The organism is Wolbachia endosymbiont of Drosophila bocki (assembly GCF_028982005.1).
GTDB classification, from domain to species: domain Bacteria; phylum Pseudomonadota; class Alphaproteobacteria; order Rickettsiales; family Anaplasmataceae; genus Wolbachia; species Wolbachia pipientis.
Map to the genome: position 1 here is coordinate 1 of NZ_JAPQLG010000002.1, position 868 is coordinate 868.

Genomic DNA, 868 nt, shown 5'->3' on the forward strand with positions numbered 1-868 from the left:
AGATATACCTCTTTCTTAACTATGCTTATTTTACCTCATATTTTCGAGATCCTTAACAGGTTCTAAGTTACCCCTAACTATATTTGCTATCATAGGGCTTATAGTAGGTATTTTATTAACTTATTAATCATTTTTATGTGTTATTATACCATTAGCAGTCTATATCAAGGTATTAATGATGAACAGCTCTACACCAAAAGAAAAGGAAAATCGAATAGTTACACTAAGAGCTCAAGCAGAAAAGTTTGGTTTTAGCAGGTTGAGGGCTGGTAAAGATAATGCTGAAGCGAATTCTGGTGCAACTATGTACGTAGATCTTCCAAGAATGAAACTTGTTATTCAGAACAAAGTTATAACAAAAGAGCTTGTTGATGAATTATATAATAAACATACCAACCTCATTTCAAGTGACAAAAATAAGTACCGCCAATTTGTAAAACAAGTTTTTACAGAGCTATTTGAATATGCTGAAGCAGAAGTTCCAAATGATTCTATTCTAGAAGAACTAATCACTAATTGTAACCAGGCTGCTTATGTGGGTGCATTGTATGGTAAAGGAGGACCTATCCTTCATTTAGCTGAAACATATGGGTTATTGTTTCAGTCTAATCATGTAACACATATTAATTGTAGTGATCCAAGTCATGCGGCAATCAGAATTGAAGAAAAAATTGCAGTTCGCACTTTTGCAGAACTGGAAGAAGAATTATGTAAATTGGATAGCTCGCTAGAATTCACACTTAAGTCTCAAGGTGATAAAAATGTAACATATGAAGATGGTAAATTGTCACTTACTGTTCCTAAGAACCTGTTAAGGATCTCGAAAATATGAGGTAAAATAAGCATAGTTAAGAAAGAGGTATATCTA

Annotated in this window: 1 protein-coding gene; it reads left to right on the top strand. The window is 32.9% G+C overall.

Going from position 1 to position 868, the window contains the following annotated elements; translation table 11 throughout:
• Positions 1–175 precede the first annotated feature (175 nt).
• On the top strand, positions 176–832 hold the full coding sequence (locus tag OZD61_RS00015) for a hypothetical protein (protein WP_274979371.1): 657 nt from the start codon (positions 176–178) through the stop codon (positions 830–832).
• Positions 833–868 lie beyond the last annotated feature (36 nt).